The sequence below is a fragment of the Schlegelella aquatica genome (assembly GCF_026013905.1).
GTDB classification, from domain to species: domain Bacteria; phylum Pseudomonadota; class Gammaproteobacteria; order Burkholderiales; family Burkholderiaceae_C; genus Caldimonas; species Caldimonas aquatica.
The window spans coordinates 1,256,729-1,272,856 of record NZ_CP110257.1 but is presented as its reverse complement, the minus strand read 5'-3'; the positions used below and the strand labels follow the sequence as shown (position 1 = coordinate 1,272,856).

Genomic DNA, 16,128 nt, shown 5'->3' with positions numbered 1-16,128 from the left:
TGTGCCTCAACCCCGTGGCCGCGGGGTTCAGTCGCGCGTGCTGGTGGCTTCGCCGTCGCCGGCAAGCGCCCCGTGCCACACGCGGGCGATCTCCGATCGCAAACCGCGCGAGTCGAGCGGCTTGGCCAGGTAGCCGTCCATGCCGGCGGCCAAGCATGCGGTGCGGTCGGCCTCGCTCGCATGAGCGGTGGCGGCGATGATAGGGAAGCCGGGCAGCCGCCCTTCACGCTGGAGCGCCCGCAGCCGGCGTGTCGTCTCGAGACCATCCACACCGGGCATCTGCACGTCCATCAACACCAGATCGGGCGGAGCTTGCAGGCACGAGGCGATGGCCTCCTCGCCGCCCGAGGCGACGGTCACCTCCAGCCCGAACAGGCCCAGCATCTCGGCTGCCAGCAACTGGTTGACCGCGTTGTCCTCCACGACCAGCACGCGGCGCCCTTCGGCGATGTCCGACGATGGAGCGGGAGCGGGCCTCTCCTCGTCGGACGCGGGTATCGACAACGGCAAGACCACCCGGAACGTGCAGCCCTCGCCAGGCTTGCTTTGCACGCCCACCCGCCCGCCCATCGCCTCGGCCAGGCAACGCACGATCGACAGCCCCAGTCCGGCGCCGCCCGCGGCGCGCGAGATGGACGAATCGCCCTGCTCGAAGGGTTTGAAGACGCGCTGCGCAGTCGCCTCGTCCATGCCCATGCCGGTATCCGCGACTTCGATGACCGCGAGACACCGTCCCTCGTCGAGGGAGTTCACCTCCGTCACGAGCCTGACGTGGCCGCGCGCCGTGAACTTGACGGCATTCGACAACAGGTTGCCGGCGATCTGCCGGATGCGGGCCGCATCGCCGACCACCCGCCGCAGCTCGCCGCGATAGTCGGACAGGAACTCGAGCCCCTTGTCGTGCGCGGCCGGCATCACCGAGCGCGCGGTCTGCGTCATCACCTCGCACAAGTCGAACTCGGCGGCCTCGAGCTTCAGCCTGCCGGCCTCGGCGTTGGCAAAGTCGAGGACGTCGTTGAGGATCGCGAGCAGCCGTTCACCGGAGCCGCGGGCGAGTTCCAGGTAACGCCTTTGCGCGTCGTCGGTCGCGACGCGCAAGGCGAGCTCGGTCATGCCCAACATGCCGTTGAGCGGCGTGCGGATCTCGTGGCTCATGTGGGCGAGGAACAGCGCCTTCGCCCGATTGGCGCGCTCGGCCTCGCGCCGCGTGGCCTCGAGCTTGGCCCTGCGCTCACGCACCAGTGCTTCGAGCTGGCCCTGGTACTCGCGCAACGCCTCCACCACGTCCGTCCCCGTGGCCGCCAGCGGGTCGTTCGACACGGGCGGTGTGGCGGCGGTCGCGGCGGCCTCCTCCTTCGGGTGCGCCAAGCACAGGTACCCGACAAAGGCACCGCGGTCGTCACGCAGGGGGTTGGCGTCCACCCGCAGCCGGGCGGCCGAGCCGTCGGCGCGCCGCACGGCGATGTCGGCGCGGACCGGTAGCCGATGCTCGAACGCTTGCAACTGCTCGGGGGCGAAGCAGGCGTGTGCGACACCCGCCCACCAGGCCTTCCACGGCTGCTCGAGCATCGGCACCGCGCGACCGAAGAACGTGCAGGCCCGGTTGCACCACACCACCCGGTCGTGCGCGTCGGTCACGAGCACGAGGTGTTCGGCGCCCTCCAAGGCGGGCCACAAGGCGTTCAGCGAACTGTAGGGAACAGGGGGGAGGTCGGACGCGGGGAACGGGGGCGAAGAAGGCGAGCGGTTCACGAAGCGAGCCGGGCGGGTACGTTACGGCTCTTGTAACACCAGCATCGCCATGCAGGTGTCCGCCCCCCTCCAAAGAGGGGTGGGCCGGCACGCCGACCGATGGGAAGACGCCACAACCGGCCGCAGTCTCCCCAGGATCGGGCGCCAGGCCCTTGCCGCCCGCTCGCTCAGCGCGTGATCGGCTTGAAGCGCAGCCGGTGCGGGCGAGCGCCCTCCTCGCCCAGGCGCTTCTTCTTGTCGGCCTCGTACTCCTGGTAGTTGCCGTGGAAGAAGAACCACTTCGAGTCGCCCTCGGCCGCCAGGATGTGCGTGGCGATGCGGTCGAGGAACCAGCGGTCGTGGCTGATCACCAGCACCGAGCCGGCGAACTCCAGCAACGCCTCCTCCAGCGCGCGCAGCGTCTCGACGTCCAGGTCGTTCGACGGCTCGTCGAGCAGCAGCACGTTGCCGCCGGTCGCCAGCATCTTGGCCAGGTGCAGGCGCCCGCGCTCACCGCCGGAGAGGTTCTTGACCAGCTTCTGCTGATCGTTGCCCTTGAAGTTGAAGCGGCCCAGATAGGCGCGCGAGGGCATCACGAACTTGCCGACCACCAGGTTGTCCAGGCCGCCGGAGACGTCCTCCCAGACGGTCTTGTCGCCCTCCAGGCTCTCGCGGGTCTGATCGACGGCCGAGATCTTGACCGTCGGGCCGATCACCACTTCGCCGGAATCGGGCTGCTCCTTGCCGGTGATGAGCTTGAAGAGCGTGGACTTGCCGGCGCCGTTGGGGCCGATGATGCCGACGATCGCGCCCGGGGGCACCTTGAAGCTCAGGTCGTCGATCAGCACCCGGTCGCCGAAGCTCTTGGTGACGTTCTTGAACTCGATCACCTCGTTGCCCAGGCGCTCGGCCACGGGAATGAAGATCTCGTTGGTCTCGTTGCGCTTCTGGTATTCGACGTCGGACAGCTCCTCGAAGCGGGCCAGGCGCGCCTTGCTCTTGGCTTGGCGGCCCTTGGGGTTCTGGCGCACCCACTCGAGCTCCTTCTTCATCGCCTTGATGCGGGCGTCCTCGGCCTTCTGCTCCTGCTCCAGGCGCTTTTCCTTCTGCTCGAGCCAGGAGCTGTAGTTGCCCTTCCACGGGATGCCGTGACCGCGGTCCAGCTCGAGAATCCACTCGGCCGCGTTGTCGAGGAAGTAGCGGTCGTGCGTGACGGCCACCACCGTGCCGGGAAAGCGCTGCAGGAACTGCTCGAGCCAATCGACCGATTCGGCGTCGAGGTGGTTGGTGGGCTCGTCCAGCAGCAGCATGTCGGGCTGGCTGAGCAGCAGCCGGCACAGGGCCACGCGGCGCTTCTCGCCGCCCGAGAGGTTCTTGATGAGCGCGTCCCACGGCGGCAGGCGCAGCGCATCGGCCGCGAGCTCGAGTTGCAAGTCGGTGTTCTCGCTGCCGGCCGCAGCGATGATCGCCTCCAGTTCGGCCTGCTCGGCCGCGAGCTTGTCGAAGTCGGCGTCCGGCTCGGCATAGGCGGCGTAGACCTCGTCGAGCCGCTTCTTGGCGGCGAGCACGCCGCCGATGCCCTCCTCGACGGCCTGACGCACGGTCTGCTCGGGGTTGAGTTCGGGCTCTTGCGGCAGATAGCCGATCTTGATGCCCGGCATCGGCACGGCCTCACCCTCGATGTCCTTGTCGATGCCGGCCATGATCTTCAGCAGCGTGGACTTGCCCGCGCCGTTGAGACCCAGCACGCCGATCTTGGCGCCGGGAAAGAAGCTGAGCGAGATGTCCTTGAGGATCTGCCGCTTCGGGGGAACGATCTTCCCGACGCGGTTCATCGTGAACACGTATTGAGCCATCGCCTGTCCTACAGTGCTGAATGCGTGAAAGCAAAAGCGTGTGGGAGCTGGCGCACCCACACGCGACAGCGCCGATTATCGCCGCCCCGGGCCCACCGGGCCGAAGCGCCGCCCGGCAATCCAGTGCAGCATGCCCGCGGCCCCCGCTTTTTCGGGGCTGCTGTGCAGGATGCGCGGCTTCCTGTTACGGTGGGCGCTGGTCCACCTGCCCGACGGCTCGATGCCTGCCCTGTTGCTCCTGTTCAGCGCCGTCAACCTCGTGATCGGCACCGCCGCGTTCGTCGTGGCGGGCATCGTTTCGGTCATCGCGCAGTCGCTCGGCGTGAGCGTGGCGGCCGCCGGTCAAGCCACGAGTGCCTACGCGCTGGCGACCGCCCTGCTCGCCCCCCTGCTGCTGGTGGCCACGGGCCGATGGCCGCGCAAGCGCGCCATCCAACTGGCGCTCGCCATCTTCACCGTGGGCAATGCGATCTGCGCGGTGGCCCCCGATCTGCCCACCTTGCTGGCGGGCCGGGTGGTGATGGGGCTGGGCGCGGTGTTCACCCCCATCGCCGCCGGCATCGCCATCGCGACCACCGAGCCCGCCCGGCGGGGGCGCGCGCTCTCGGTCGTCTTTCTCGGCATCAGCCTGAGCTACGTGGTGGGCATTCCGCTCGGCGCATGGCTCGGTCTGCGCTTCGGCTGGCGGGTGCCGATTTCGCTGGTCACCCTGCTGTCGCTGGCGATGCTGGTGCTCGTGACGCGCAAGGTGCCGGCGGACATCGAGGCCCCGGGGGCGAACCTCGCCGGAGTCACCGCGCTGCTGGGTCGGCCCCAGGTGTTCCTGCCGCTGCTCCTGACGCTGCTGTACTTCGTCGCCATCTTCTGCGTGTTCTCCTACATCGGGCCGGTGCTGCAGGCGCTGCTGCCGATGTCGCGCGAGCGGTTGTCGCTCACGCTGATGCTGTTCGGCCTGTCGGGCGTCGTGGGGACGCTGGTCGGCGGCTGGGCGAACGACCATTTCGGCCCCCGCCGCGCGCTGGCGCTCCAGTTGGCCACCCTCGGGACGATGATGGCCCTGGTGCCCTTCACCAAGGGCCACTACGCGGCCATCGTCGCGGTGTTCGTCGTCTGGGGTGTCGCGGGCTTCGGCATGATGACGCCGCAGCAGTCGCGGCTGGCGGCCGCGGCGCCGGCGCAGGCACCGCTGCTCTTGTCGCTCAATACGTCGATGCTGTACTTCGGAACCGCCTTGGGTGCCGCGGTGGGCGGAGCGGCGAGCTCGCGCATCGGCTTCGACCACCTCTCCTGGCTGGGCGTGCCGCTCGCCGTGGCGGGACTGGCCACACTGCCCTTCGGTCGGCCGCGGCCACCGCGCGCCGCCTCGTCGATGGCGTCCTGAGGCGGCCCTGCCGCGGGCGCAGGCGGACGCATCGAGCGCGTCTGGCACGGCTGGGGTACACTGGCTGCCGCGGCGCCCATCCAGTCGGGGCGCCGCAGTCGCTTCAGACACTTCCTTCCACCGCATCTGCCTTTCCGACTGGTGCCCTCGCTCGGCGAGAGGCAACAGGCCGATCCGTGCCCCCGTCCGGGGGCGAGAAATCCAAGCAATGACGTTTGCAGAACTCGGCCTCGCCGAGCCCCTCGTGCGTGCCGTGCGTGAGCAAGGCTACGAAACCCCCACCCCCATTCAGCGTCAGGCCATCCCCGCCGTGCTCGCAGGCGGCGACCTCCTGGCCGGCGCCCGGACCGGTACCGGCAAGACGGCAGGCTTCACGCTGCCGCTGCTGCACCGGCTCGCGGCCGAGAAGCCGGTGCGCGACGCCAAGGGCCGCGTCGCGATCCGCGCATTGATCCTCACCCCGACGCGTGAACTCGCCGCGCAGGTCGAGGAAAGCGTGCGCACCTACGGCAAGTACCTGCCTCTCAAGAGCATGGTGATGTTCGGCGGCGTCGGCATGCAGCCGCAGATCGACGCACTGCGCCGTGGCGTGGACATCCTGGTGGCCACGCCCGGCCGCCTGCTCGACCACCACCAGCAGGGCACGCTGGACATGCGCCACGTGCAGTACTTCGTGCTGGACGAGGCCGACCGCATGCTCGACATGGGCTTCATCCACGACATCCGCAAGATCCTCGCGATCGTGCCGCCGCACAAGCAGAGCCTGCTGTTCTCGGCCACGTTCTCCGACGAGATCAAGGCGCTGGCCGAGCGGCTGCTCAACAAGCCGCAGGTGATCGAGGTGGCCCGCCGCAACACGACCGCCGAGACGGTCGCGCAAAGGGTCCACCCGGTGGACCGCGACCGCAAGAAGGAGTTGCTCGCCCACCTCATCAAGCGCGAGAACTGGCACCAGGTGCTGGTGTTCACGCGCATGAAGCACGGCGCCAACCGGCTGGTCGAGTTCCTGCAGAAGGAAGGCATCACCGCGATGGCCATCCACGGCAACAAGAGCCAAGGGGCCCGCACGCGCGCCCTGGCTGAGTTCAAGAGCGGAGAGTTGCAGGTGCTGGTGGCGACCGACATTGCCGCGCGCGGCATCGACATCGACCAACTGCCGCACGTGGTGAACTTCGAGCTGCCCAACGTGCCGGAAGACTACGTGCACCGCATCGGCCGCACCGGCCGCGCGGGGGCCCAGGGAGAGGCGATCTCGCTCGTCTGCGTGGACGAGGAAGGCTTTCTGCACGACATCGAGAAGCTCATCAAGCGCCAGATTCCACGCGAGACGGTGCCCGGATTCGAGCCCGACCCGAACGCCAAGCCCGAGCCGATCAAGCTGGGCCGCATGACTTTGCACGGCGGCCTCAAGCGTGAGGGTGCCCGCACCGCGCACGAGCCGCGCGACCGTGGCGGCCGCGCAGGCCGCAGCGCTCCCGCCCCCAGCCGACGCGAAGGAGGCGCTGCGCGCGCCGAGCCGCCCCGGCCGTCGGCCCGCAACGACGGCCACGGGCGCCCGCAGGGCCCGCGCTCCCACGAGCCGCCCCCCGCAGGGGCCGGCACGCGGGCGGCGCATGCTCACGGGGCTGCGCGAAGCAGCGCCCCCCGGGAGCCGGCGCCGGCCCGCCCGGCCCGCAGCGGCCAGCAAGCCGCCTTGACGAGCGTCAAGCCGCCGCGCCGTTGAAACAACGACGGGTTCGCAGCGCCGCGCGGGCGTCGTAGCATGCTGCCGACGAAAGGCAAGGCATGAAACTCACGTTCCTCGGCGCGGCGGATTCCGTCACCGGCTCCAAGCATCTGCTCGACACCGGCGAGCACCGCATCCTGCTGGATTGCGGGCTGTACCAGGGCTTCAAGCACCTGCGCGAGCGCAACTGGGCCCGCTTGCCCGTGGAGCCGCGCGACATCGATGCCGTGGTGCTCAGCCACGCGCACCTGGACCACAGCGGCTACCTGCCGGCGCTGGTCAAGCACGGCTTTCGGGGGCCGGTCTATGCCACCCCCGCCACCTGCGACCTGGCGCAGTTGATGCTGCTCGACAGCGCCAAGCTCCAGGAAGAAGACGCTCAGCACGCCAACGAGCACCGCTACTCCAAGCATCACCCGGCCTTGCCGCTGTACACGACGCGCGATGCGCACCGGGCGCTGGGGCACCTGAAGCCCCTGCCCTTCGGACGCACGCAGCCGCTGAACGGCCATGTCCACTGCGAACTGCTGCCCGCGGGGCACCTGCTCGGTGCGGCGATCGTGCGGGTCACCGTGCACGGACGCACCGTCCTCTTCTCCGGCGATCTCGGCCGTGCCGAGGACATGCTGATGCCGCCGCCGTCGGCCGTGCGGCACGCCGACGTGCTGCTGGTCGAGTCCACCTATGGCGACCGCCTCCATCCGGCCCAGGACGTTGCGGCCGAACTGGCCCGCATCGTGCGCGAGACGGTGCAACGTGGCGGCAAGGTGCTCTTGCCCACCTTCGCCGTAGGCCGCGCCCAAGCCTTGATGCTCGTGCTCCACCGGCTCAAGCAGGCCGGCGAGATCCCCCGCCAGCTGCCCGTCTACCTCGACAGCCCGATGGCCAGCGAGGCCACCCGGGTCTATGCCAAGCATCGGTCGCTGATGCGCGTGCCGGCCGAGGAGATCGACGCGATGTGCGAGGGCGTGACCTTCGTCGAGACGGCGGAACAGTCGGCCCACGTCACGCGATCGGCCTACCCGGCCGTGGTGCTCGCGGCCAGCGGCATGGCCACCGGGGGGCGCGTCTTGCACCACCTCAAGGCCATGCTGGGAGACGAGCGGCATCACATCGTGTTCCCGGGCTTCCAGGTCCCCGGCACGCGAGGGGCCAAGCTGGTCGGCGGCGCCCGCGACGTCAAGATCCACGGCGAATACTGGCCCGTGCGGGCCCGCATCACCCAGCTCGAGGGCTTCTCGGGCCATGCCGACGCCGACGAGGTGATCGCCTGGCTGCGCAGCTTCGACCGCGCGCCGTCGAAGGTGTACGTGGTCCACGGCGAGCCGGGGGCCTCCGACGCGTTGCGCGGCCGCATCCAGGACGAGCTCGGCTGGCGCGCACACGTGCCCGAGCACGGGTCGACCGTCGCGCTGTGAGCGTGGGGCTCGACAGCGCCGGGTGGACCGGCCTGGCCGTGGCCCTGGGCTGCGGACTGCTGGTGGGCATCGAGCGCGAGCGCCGCAAGGGCCAGGGCCCGGACCGCCAGCCCGCCGGCATCCGCAGCTTCGCGCTGGCCGGGTCGATGGGGGCGATCGCTCAATTGCAGCAGGCCCCGCTCCTTGTCGCCGCGGGGGCGCTCACGGTCGGGGGGCTGTGCACGGTGGCCTACTGGAAGAGCCGCTCGCAGGACCCGGGTTTGACGACCGAGCTGGCCCTGCTGGCGATCTATCTGATCGGCGCCCTTTCGGTGGCCTCGCCCGCCCTGGGGGCGGCGTGCGGGGCGGGGCTGGCGGCCCTGCTCGCGTGGCGCGCCCCGTTGCATCGGCTGTCGCAGCAATGGCTCAGCGAGCGCGAGATGCTCGACCTGGTCTTGCTGGCCGCGCTGGCCCTCATCGGCTTGCCGCTGGTGCCCGGCGGGCCGCAGCCGTGGCTCGGCGGGCTCGACTTGCGCACCCTGGCGACGCTCGCCGTGCTGATCCTGGCCCTGCAAGCCGCCGGTCACCTCGCCACGCGGGCCCTCGGCGCCCGCGCCGGATGGGCGGCGACCGGCTTCTTCGGCGGCTTCGTCTCCAGCAGTGCCATGGTCGCCACGCTGGGCGCACACGCCCGCCGGCATCCGCAGGCGGTTGCGCCGCTGGCGGCGGCCGCGCTGCTGTCCAGCGCCGCCACCTGGCTGCAGCTGATGGCCATCGTGGCCGCCCTCAGGGCCGAGGCCGTGCAGTGGCTCGCCCCCTGCGCCGCGGCTGGTGTCGCGGGCGCCCTCGCCGCGGCCGGGGCCGTCTCGGTGGCGGCAAGGGGCCTGTCCCCGGAGCCGATCCCCGTCGACACCCCGGTGCGCGCGTTGCGTCTGCGAGAGGCCGCGATCGTCGCGGCGGTCCTCTCGGGCGTCGCGCTCGCCGTCTCCTGGGCCCAGGCACGCCACGGCGATACGGGCCTGTACGCCGGGCTCCTGATCGGCGCCGCGGTGGACGCCCACGCCGCCGTGGCGTCGGTCGGCGCGCTCTTCGCGGGCGGGCGCATCGACGCCGCCGCGCTGGTGCAAGGCGCGCTGCTGGCGGTGACGGTCAATACCGTCACGCGTGCCGTCATCGCGCACGCCGCGGGAGGCTGGCGTTATGGGTGGCGGGTGAGCGCGGGCCTCTTCGCAGGCACCGGGCTCGCCTGGCTCGTCGCGGGGTTCAGCGCAAGGCTGCAGGCTTTGGCATAGTGGCGCGCTCGTCCCCACCGAGCGTCGCGATGAATCCCCTGCTTGCCTCTGCCCTCGTCGCCCTGTCGGCCGCCGGCTTCGGCGCGATGGCGATCTTCGCCCGCTACGCCTATGCCGACGGCGTGGACGTCTACGGCGTCCTGATGCCGCGCTTCGTCATCGCCGCCGCCGTGCTGTGGTGGTTGTTGCGCTGGCGCGGCGAACGCCTGCCGCCCGCGCACCGCTGGCCGGGCCTCGCGCTCATGGGTCTGGGCTACGTGGCGCAGTCGTTCTGCTTCTTCACCGCGTTGCGCTACATCCCGGCCGGCATGGTCGCACTGCTGCTGTACCTGTACCCGATCTTCGTCGTCCTGCTGGCGTGGCTCCTCGGCCAGGAGGCGCTCACGCCGCGCAAACTCGTGGCGCTCGCCGTGTGCTCGGTGGGCACCGCACTCACGCTGGGCCCGGGCGACCTCGGCTCCAGCGCGCTCGACCCGCGAGGCGTGGCGTTGGCCATCGGGGCAGCCCTCGTGTACTCGGTCTACATCGTGGGTGGCAGCCGGGCAACCCGAGGCCTGGAACCGATGGCCTCCACGACCGTGATCCTCGCGAGTGCCGCGGCGGGCCTCGTCGTCATCGTCGCCGTGCGCTTCGCGTTGGGCGAGCCTGCGCGCTTCGCCCACAGCGTCTCGGGCTGGGCGGCCGTGCTGGCGATCGCCCTCGTCTCCACCGTGCTGGCCGTCGGCCTCTTCGTCGTCGGGCTCAAGCACCTCGGGGCCTCCCGCACGGCGCTCATCTCCACGCTGGAGCCGGTGCTCACCGTGCTCCTGGCCGCGCTGTTCCTCGCCGAACGGCTCGCGCCGATGCAGTTCGTCGGCGGCGCGCTGGTGTTGGCCGGCGCACTGTTGCTCGCCTTCGCGCCCGCCTCCGCCTCCTCGGGCCGCACGGCCAGCGCCTGATCGCGCTGCGGATTGCCAGTGCCCCGACCGTGCGCCGGCACGGCCTTTGGCACGGCCCGCGATCCTCAGGCATAATGGATGTCTTCGCCGCACGCTGTGCGGCGTTGTCGTTCATCCCCTCTGACCTTTCCAAGCGCGGCACGTCAGTGCTTCTTCTGGCGCCTTGAGTTCCGGTTGGCGGCGATGCCGTCGCAACACACCGACTCGAGGCCGATCGCTTGCGGCGATCACCTCCCGATTTGCGACTTGTTGACGTGCGACACGGCGTCGGTGCCGTGTGCAGGCGTTCGCGCGCATCGCGGCGCCCTTGCTTGAAAGAGCTGTTCATGAGTTTCGACACCCTGGGCCTTGCGCCCGCCCTGCTCAAGGCCGTGGCCGATGCAGGCTACGGCGAGCCCACCGACGTGCAGTCCCGCGCCATCCCGGCAGCGCTGGAAGGCCGCGACCTGCTCGTTTCCTCCTCCACCGGCAGCGGCAAGACGGCGGCCTTCGTGCTGCCCGCACTGCAAGGCGTGCTGGCGGCCCGTCAGCAGGCGGGCGAAGCCGCGCCACGACGGCGCACGGCGGGCCCGCGCGTGGTGGTGCTGGCTCCCACCCGCGAGCTGGCGATCCAAGTCTCCAAGGCGTGCATGACCTACGGCCGACACATCCCCGGGCTGCGCGTGGCGACGGTCGTGGGCGGCGTGCCCTACGGCGCACAGCTCAAGGCCCTGCGCGGCCCGCTGGACGTGCTGATCGCGACCCCCGGGCGCCTGCTCGACCACCTCGGCAGCGGCGCTGCCGTGCTGTCGCAGGTGCAGGTGCTCGTCCTCGACGAGGCCGACCGTATGTTGGATATGGGTTTCATCGACGACATCCATGCCATCGCCGAGGCGCTGCCCGCCGAGCGGCAGACGTTGATGTTCAGCGCGACCTTCGCGGGCCACGTCGGCGGGCTGGCGGCGCGTCTCACCCGCGATCCGCAGCGCATCGAAGTCGCGTCGCACACCGACACGCACACCAACATCGAGCAGCGGCTGCACTGGGCCGACAGCGTGAGCCACAAGAACTCGCTGCTGGAGCACATCCTGACGCAGCGCGAGCTGGACCAGGCGGTGGTGTTCACCAGCACGCAGCGCGACGCCGACTGGCTGGCCGAACGCCTGGCCGACATGGGTCACGCCGTGGCCGCTCTGCACGGCGGCATGCCGCAGGGCCGCCGCAACCGCGTGCTGCAAGGGTTGCGTCGGCGCGAGTTGCGGGTGCTCGTCGCCACCGACGTGGCCGCCCGCGGCATCGACGTGCCCACCATTACGCACGTGATCAACTACGGCTTGCCGATGAAGGCGGAAGACTACGTGCACCGCATCGGCCGCACCGGCCGGGCCGGTCGCGACGGCTTGGCCATCACGCTCGCCGAACGGCGCGACACCGGCATGATCCGCCGCATCGAACGCTTCACGACGCAGCGCATCGAGGCGGCCGTGATCCCGGGGCTCGAGCCGAAGGCACCCGCGCCGGTCGAGCGCAAGAAGCCCGACGGCTGGCGGCCCGGCATGGGCAAGGCCGGCTTCAAGCCGCGGCGTGACGCCGGTCGCCGCGAGGGCTTCGGGGCCCACACCGCCGCACCGTCCGGGGGCAAGACCTGGTCTTCCCGGGGCGAGAAGCCGTCCCACCCCTCGTTCGGCGAGAAGTCGTTCGAAGGCTCGCGCGGCCCTCGCACCGGTGCCCCGGCCTACGGCGGCAAGCCCGCGCGCCCGTCCTTTGCCGGACGGCCGGCCGGCAAAGCGTACAGCGGCAAGCGTCGCGAGGACTGACCGCCCGCTCAGGCGAACAAGGGGTGGCGCATGGCCTCGTCCATGCGCAGCACCGGGCTCACGCAGCAGTCGGCCGGCTCGAACAGCGCCGTCCATTCGGCCTGCGTGCGCCGGGCAAAGACCGCCGCCACCTCGGCCTCCAAGGCGCGAGCGTCCTCGCCGCCCACTGGCTGCCCCAGCGACCAGTGCCGCTCGCCCCACTCGGGGTGGCCCAGCACTTCGCAGACCTTGCGCCAGAACTTCAGCTCCAGCGCGCCCACCGCCATCCAGCGATCGTCCCGCGTGCGGTAGAGCTGGTAGCACGGCACGCCGCCGGTCAGCAGATCGGCGCCGGGCGCCGGCGCGCGCCCCTCGCGCCGCACCGCGAGCCAGGCCATGAAGTGGTGCTCATGCACGACATGGGTCATCGACACGTCCACATGCCTGCCTTCGCCCGTGCGCTGTGCGGCCACCAAAGCGGCGAGGATGCCCGCCACCGCGGCCATCGTGCCGCCGAAGAGGTCACCGATCTGGAAGTTGGGCAGCACCGGGCGCCCCTCGCGCGTGGCCATCTGCTCCAGCACGCCGGCATAGCCGACGTAGTTGATGTCGTGCCCCGCCCGCTGCGCGAACACGCCGCGCTGGCCATAGCCGCTGATCGAGCACATCACGAGCCGGGGCTGCACGGCCCGCAGCCGCTCCCAGCCCACACCCAGCTTGTCCATCACGCCAGGCCGAAAGCCCTCGACCAGCACGTCGGCCTCTCTCACGAGGGCGAGCAGTTCCTGTCGCCCCGAGGGCTGGGCGAGGTCGATGCGGTGCAAGCGCTTGCCCTCGTTCAGCAGCCGGAAGAAAAGGCTCGGTTCGCCCGCGCTCACCTCGGCCTCGCTGCGCAGGAACTCGCGTGCGTAGTCGCCGGCGCCCGGATCCTCGATCTTGAGCACGTCGGCACCCATGCGCCGCAAGTGCAAGGTCGCAAAGGGCCCGGGCAGCAGCCGCGAAAGGTCCAGCACCTTGACGCCCTCCAGGGCGCGCTCGTCGTAGAAGCTCATGATCCCTTTCAGTCGAAGCGGCCTTCGCGCAGCCACTTGGTCGCCACCCACTTCTCGCCCCTGAGCACGGGCGCCCCGCCGTGCAGGGTGCGCGTCATCGGGTGCGGACGGTCGTAGCTGAAGAAGACGGCATTCCCCTTGACGGGAGCCACTTCGAGCTTGACGTCGGGAAAGGTCGTCGCACCGCCCTGCTCGGGTGTGTTCAGGTACATCACCACGGTACCCACGCGCTGCCCGCCGCGCTTGAGGATGCTCGGCGTGCCGGGCTGCGCAGGATCGAAGTAGTCGTAGTGCGGCTTGTACTCGGCCCCCGGCCGATAGCGCAGCACTTGCAGGCCCTCGCCGTGGTCCATCGGCCAGCGCAGCAGCGTCGCGATGCGCCGTTCGATGCGCTCGCACAAAGGGTGCTCGGCGCGCTGGAAGAACATGCCCTCGCTGGTGCGTGCGTCGCTCACCTCGCTGCCGCCGGTGTCGGTGCGCACCGTCTCCGACCGCGCGAGTCGCGGCTCCGCCAGCGCGCGCAGTTCGTCGCATTCGTCGTCGCTCAGGAGCCCCCCGAAGACGACGACCCGCGGTTCCTGCATCGTCATCACGACGCTCACCTCGCGGTCCCCGGCCCAGAGCACATTGGGCGAATCGCGCAGGTCGGGGGCCGGCATGGGCCGCGGATCGACATCCGCGGCCGCCACGGCCGCATCGGGCGAGACGCCTCGCTCGCGGAGGTAAGTCGCCAGCGTCTCCTCCATCGCCTGCACCGCCACGTCTTCCTGCCAGCCGCTGGCCAGCATGGCCTTGAGCACGGCATCGGGCGAGCAACCGGCGGTGGCCTGTTCCACGATCCACTGACGAAGCTCGGGCGTGATGGTCTGCACACTCATGCCGGCCATTGTGCAGGAAGGCCCGCACTGCGTCAGGAAGGGCTACCCCGAAACGGGGGAAGGGCCGGGCGACGGCCCCAGGCCCTGCTAGGGCTTGCGACGAAACACGAGCCGGTCGGCCCGTGAGGCGGCCTCGTCGTACTGGTATCCCTCGCGATCGAAGGCCTTGAGTTCGTCGGGGTGCAGTGCCTGCCTCTCGATCGCGAAGCGCGCCATCAGCCCGCGCGCCCGCTTCGCGTGGAAGCTGACGATCTTGTAGGTGCCGCCCTTCCAGTCCTCGAAGACGCAGTGCACCACCCGCGCCTTGAGCGCGCGCAGGTCCACCGCCTTGAAATACTCCTGCGAGGCGAGGTTCACCACCACCGGCGACGCATCGGCGGTGAGGCGCTCGTTGAGGTACTCGGCGATCGTCGAGCCCCAGTAGTCGTAGAGATCCTTCCCGCGCGGCGTCGCCAGGCGGGTGCCCATCTCCAACCGATAGGGCTGCATCCAGTCCAACGGCCGCAGCGCTCCATACAGCCCGCTCAGGATCACCAGGTGCTCCTGGGCCCAGTGCAGCTGCGCTGCCTCCAGCGTCTGCGCTTGCAGGCCTTCGTACACGTCGCCGTTGAAAGCCAGCAGCGCCTGCTTGGAGTTGCGCGCGGTGAACTCCCGGCTCCAGGCCGCATAGCGGCCCACGTTGAGCTGGGCCAGCGCGTCGCTGATGCTCATCAGGCCCGCGATCTCGGGCGGTGTCTTCCCCCTCAGGATCTCGACGAGGGCGGCCGCTTCGTTCGCGAAGCGCGGCAACGTGTGCTCCTGCACGTGCGCAGGCGTGTCGTAGTCGAGCGTCTTGGCGGGCGAAAGCAGGAACAGCATGGCGCGCGAGGCAAGAATCGGCGGCCGCAAGGTTATCAGAGCCACGCGCGAGAATCGAAGCTCATGACAAGCTCTTTGGCCTCCCCCTCCGTCACCCCCTGCCCCTGCGGCTCGGGCGCCCTGTATGCAGCGTGCTGCGGCCGCTGGCACCGAGGCGCCGAGCACCTGCAGGCACCGGACGCCGAGGCGCTGATGCGCTCGCGCTACTCGGCTTACGTGCTGGGCCTTGCCGACTACCTGCTCGACACCTGGCACCCCGGCACGCGCCCCGCCGCACTCGAGCCCGACCCGCCCGGCTTGCGCTGGCTGGGGCTCGAGGTGCGGCGCCACGAAGTCACCAGCGAAGACCGTGCGGTGGTGGAGTTCGTCGCGCGCAGCAAGCTGGGCGGCCGGGCGCACCGCCTGCACGAGACGAGCCGCTTCGTGCGCGAGCACGGCCGCTGGTACTACGTGGACGGCGACATCCGCGCATGACCCCCGAGCCCTCCACCCCGCTCCTGCTCTACGCGGACGAATGGCTCGTCGCCGTGTGCAAGCCGCCGGGACTGGCCGTGCATCGCTCCCCGGAAATGCCGGCCCACGAGCCCGCCGCGCTGCAATGGGTGCGCGACCACTGCGGCCGCTACGTGTACCCGGTGCACCGGCTGGACCGCGGCACCTCGGGCGTGCTGGTGTTCGCCTTCACGGCACCGGTGGCCCGCGCTCTCGGCCTGCAGTTCGAAGAGGGCCGCGTGCGCAAGCAGTACCTGGCGCTGGTGCGCGGTTGGCCCCCGGAAAGCGGCACGCTCGACCATGCGCTCAGGCGGCTGGACCCCGCTCCGCCCCGAGACGACCGCGGGCGTGCGACCCAGCCCCAGCCCGCCATCACGCACTGGCGCCGGCTCGCGCGACGCGAGGAGCCCGTCGTCCTCGGGCCGCACCCCACCAGCCGGTATGCGCTGGTGCACGTGGAGCCGCTCACCGGGCGTCAGCACCAGATCCGTCGCCACTTCAAGCACCTGGGCCATCCGCTGATCGGCGACTCCACCTACGGCAAGGGCGTGCACAACCGCTGGTGGGCCGCCGAGCTCGGCCTGCAACGTCTGTGGCTGCATGCACACCGTCTGAGCCTGACCCACCCGGGCCGGAGTCACGAACTCGAACTCGTCGCGCCGCTGGGCCACGACTGGCAAGCCTTGTTCGACCGGGCAGGATGGAGCTGGGACGAGCCGACGATGCAGGACGCCTTGCGAGGCTGAGCCGTC

General features: G+C 70.6%; 13 protein-coding genes. 8 read left to right on the top strand and 5 right to left on the bottom strand.

Features of this window, described 5'->3' with window-relative positions:
* Positions 1–27: 27 nt before the first annotated feature.
* Positions 28–1,677: an ATP-binding protein gene (locus OMP39_RS05780; protein ID WP_264893892.1), complete on the bottom strand. Its 1,650-nt coding sequence runs from the start codon at positions 1,675–1,677 to the stop codon at positions 28–30.
* A 242-nt stretch (positions 1,678–1,919) separates the two neighbouring features.
* Positions 1,920–3,587, bottom strand: coding sequence for an energy-dependent translational throttle protein EttA (gene ettA, locus OMP39_RS05775; protein WP_264893891.1), 1,668 nt, complete (start codon positions 3,585–3,587; stop codon positions 1,920–1,922).
* Between the two features lie 130 nt (positions 3,588–3,717).
* Here ettA and OMP39_RS05770 point away from each other — a divergent pair, with 130 nt between their 5' ends.
* The 6 genes from OMP39_RS05770 (at position 3,718) to OMP39_RS05745 (ending at position 12,117) form a co-directional block, all read left to right on the top strand.
* The gene (locus OMP39_RS05770; protein WP_264893890.1) at positions 3,718–4,968 is read left to right on the top strand and encodes an MFS transporter; all 1,251 of its coding nucleotides are present in this window, start codon (positions 3,718–3,720) and stop codon (positions 4,966–4,968) included.
* 208 nt (positions 4,969–5,176) lie between these two features.
* Positions 5,177–6,691 (top strand): DEAD/DEAH box helicase, encoded by a 1,515-nt coding sequence (locus OMP39_RS05765; protein WP_264893888.1) that lies wholly within the window; start codon positions 5,177–5,179, stop codon positions 6,689–6,691.
* A gap of 62 nt (positions 6,692–6,753) precedes the next feature.
* Entirely contained in the window at positions 6,754–8,112 is a 1,359-nt protein-coding gene (locus OMP39_RS05760; protein WP_264893886.1) for an MBL fold metallo-hydrolase RNA specificity domain-containing protein, read from the top strand.
* Positions 8,109–9,383 carry an MgtC/SapB family protein gene (locus OMP39_RS05755; RefSeq protein WP_264893884.1) on the top strand — a complete coding sequence of 425 codons (1,275 nt, stop codon included), beginning with the start codon at positions 8,109–8,111 and terminating at the stop codon, positions 9,381–9,383. Before OMP39_RS05760 ends, OMP39_RS05755 begins: the two co-directional genes overlap by 4 nt.
* A 29-nt stretch (positions 9,384–9,412) precedes the next feature.
* Entirely contained in the window at positions 9,413–10,321 is a 909-nt protein-coding gene (locus OMP39_RS05750; RefSeq protein WP_264893882.1) for a DMT family transporter, read from the top strand.
* A 326-nt stretch (positions 10,322–10,647) separates the two neighbouring features.
* Positions 10,648–12,117, top strand: a complete 1,470-nt coding sequence (locus OMP39_RS05745; RefSeq protein ID WP_264893881.1) for a DEAD/DEAH box helicase — start codon at positions 10,648–10,650, stop codon at positions 12,115–12,117.
* An 8-nt stretch (positions 12,118–12,125) separates the two neighbouring features.
* Here OMP39_RS05745 and OMP39_RS05740 read toward each other — a convergent pair whose 3' ends face one another.
* From OMP39_RS05740 to yaaA, 3 genes are all read right to left on the bottom strand, one after another.
* Positions 12,126–13,148 (bottom strand): CaiB/BaiF CoA transferase family protein, encoded by a 1,023-nt coding sequence (locus OMP39_RS05740; protein ID WP_264893879.1) that lies wholly within the window; start codon positions 13,146–13,148, stop codon positions 12,126–12,128.
* Between the two features lie 8 nt (positions 13,149–13,156).
* Positions 13,157–14,026 carry a 2OG-Fe(II) oxygenase gene (locus tag OMP39_RS05735; protein ID WP_264893877.1) on the bottom strand — a complete coding sequence of 290 codons (870 nt, stop codon included), beginning with the start codon at positions 14,024–14,026 and terminating at the stop codon, positions 13,157–13,159.
* A gap of 87 nt (positions 14,027–14,113) precedes the next feature.
* Positions 14,114–14,884, bottom strand: a complete 771-nt coding sequence (gene yaaA / locus OMP39_RS05730; protein WP_264893875.1) for a peroxide stress protein YaaA — start codon at positions 14,882–14,884, stop codon at positions 14,114–14,116.
* 63 nt (positions 14,885–14,947) lie between these two features.
* Between yaaA and OMP39_RS05725 the strand changes: the two genes are divergently transcribed.
* Both OMP39_RS05725 and OMP39_RS05720 read left to right on the top strand, forming a co-directional pair.
* Positions 14,948–15,358: a YchJ family protein gene (locus tag OMP39_RS05725; protein ID WP_264893873.1), complete on the top strand. Its 411-nt coding sequence runs from the start codon at positions 14,948–14,950 to the stop codon at positions 15,356–15,358.
* The gene (locus tag OMP39_RS05720) at positions 15,355–16,122 is read left to right on the top strand and encodes a pseudouridine synthase (protein WP_264893872.1); all 768 of its coding nucleotides are present in this window, start codon (positions 15,355–15,357) and stop codon (positions 16,120–16,122) included. The genes OMP39_RS05725 and OMP39_RS05720 overlap by 4 nt, the downstream gene beginning before the upstream one ends.
* The last annotated feature ends 6 nt before the right edge of the window (positions 16,123–16,128 follow it).

Bases quoted from the DNA above. Each gene is read 5' to 3' on its own strand.
- OMP39_RS05725 (WP_264893873.1), top strand. From the start codon at position 14,948: ATGACAAGCTCTTTGGCCTCCCCCTCCGTCACCCCCTGCCCCTGCGGC.
- OMP39_RS05745 (WP_264893881.1), top strand. From the start codon at position 10,648: ATGAGTTTCGACACCCTGGGCCTTGCGCCCGCCCTGCTCAAGGCCGTG.
- OMP39_RS05770 (WP_264893890.1), top strand. From the start codon at position 3,718: ATGCCCGCGGCCCCCGCTTTTTCGGGGCTGCTGTGCAGGATGCGCGGC.
- OMP39_RS05760 (WP_264893886.1), top strand. From the start codon at position 6,754: ATGAAACTCACGTTCCTCGGCGCGGCGGATTCCGTCACCGGCTCCAAG.
- yaaA (WP_264893875.1), bottom strand. From the start codon at position 14,884: ATGCTGTTCCTGCTTTCGCCCGCCAAGACGCTCGACTACGACACGCCT.
- OMP39_RS05740 (WP_264893879.1), bottom strand. From the start codon at position 13,148: ATGAGCTTCTACGACGAGCGCGCCCTGGAGGGCGTCAAGGTGCTGGAC.
- OMP39_RS05720 (WP_264893872.1), top strand. From the start codon at position 15,355: ATGACCCCCGAGCCCTCCACCCCGCTCCTGCTCTACGCGGACGAATGG.
- OMP39_RS05750 (WP_264893882.1), top strand. From the start codon at position 9,413: ATGAATCCCCTGCTTGCCTCTGCCCTCGTCGCCCTGTCGGCCGCCGGC.
- OMP39_RS05735 (WP_264893877.1), bottom strand. From the start codon at position 14,026: ATGAGTGTGCAGACCATCACGCCCGAGCTTCGTCAGTGGATCGTGGAA.
- ettA (WP_264893891.1), bottom strand. From the start codon at position 3,587: ATGGCTCAATACGTGTTCACGATGAACCGCGTCGGGAAGATCGTTCCC.
- OMP39_RS05765 (WP_264893888.1), top strand. From the start codon at position 5,177: ATGACGTTTGCAGAACTCGGCCTCGCCGAGCCCCTCGTGCGTGCCGTG.